The organism is Clostridium sediminicola, from assembly GCF_050402865.1.
Classification (GTDB): Bacteria; Bacillota; Clostridia; order Clostridiales; family Clostridiaceae; genus Clostridium_AF; species Clostridium_AF sediminicola.
The window spans coordinates 1-874 of record NZ_BAABMF010000069.1 but is presented as its reverse complement, the minus strand read 5'-3'; the positions used below and the strand labels follow the sequence as shown (position 1 = coordinate 874).

General features: G+C 34.3%; 1 protein-coding gene and 1 pseudogene. Both read left to right on the top strand.

Annotated features, from left to right (window positions below):
- Positions 1 to 191, top strand: a pseudogene (locus tag ACQ3F0_RS26745) (transketolase); the annotation flags it as partial.
- 22 nt (positions 192 to 213) lie between these two features.
- Positions 214 to 874 (top strand): transketolase family protein (locus ACQ3F0_RS26740; protein WP_428868867.1); only part of this gene is annotated, 661 nt, incomplete at its 3' end.

Below are 874 nucleotides of genomic sequence, written 5' to 3'. Positions count from 1 at the left end.
ATTTTAATGCAATTAAAGACGCCATTGCAAAGGCAAAGGAAACTAAGGGCAAGCCTACTGCGATTATCCTTGAAACTGTTAAAGGTGCTGGTATTGTTTGGGCAGTGGATAATTTTAATCATCATATTCCAGTAACCAGAGAAGCTGCTGATGCAGCAATTGAAGAAATTAAAGCAGAATTATCTTGTTAGAAATAAAGGAAGGTGACTAATAATGGGTATTATTTTATCAAAAAGCAATGAAAAAAATCCTAAGAGTATGGCGGAGTCATATTTTGAATTTTTAAAGGAAAATATGGAAATAAACAATAAAATTGTTCATGTAGAAGCAGATTTAGGATTATCTATTTTAGGCTTTAATATGATGACTATTATGCAAACATTTTCAGAGCAATGGATAGAGTGTGGTATTCAAGAAGCAAATGCAGTAGGTGTTGCTGCAGGTCTTTCAGCAACTGGAAGAATTCCTTTTGTTCATTCTTTCGCTCCTTTTATATCAAGAAGAGCTTGTGACCAAGTATTCATTTCAGGAGGTTATTCTAAATCAAATATAAAGCTAATTGGTAGTGACCCTGGTATTATGGCAGCCTTCAATGGTGGAACCCATATGCCTTTTGAAGATATCGCTATTATGAGATCAATTCCTGAAATGACTATTGTAGAACCATCTGATCCTGTAATTGCTAAGGAGTTATTTAAAGATGTTGCTAAGAAAGATGGTATGGTCTACATAAGATATGCTCGTAAGAATGTTGCAAAACTATATGAAGAAGGATCTACCTTTACAATTGGCAAGGGTAATGTAATTAAAGAGGGGATAGATTTAACTATTATTGCATCAGGGGTTATGGTAGAAGAAGGTATTAAGGCAGTAG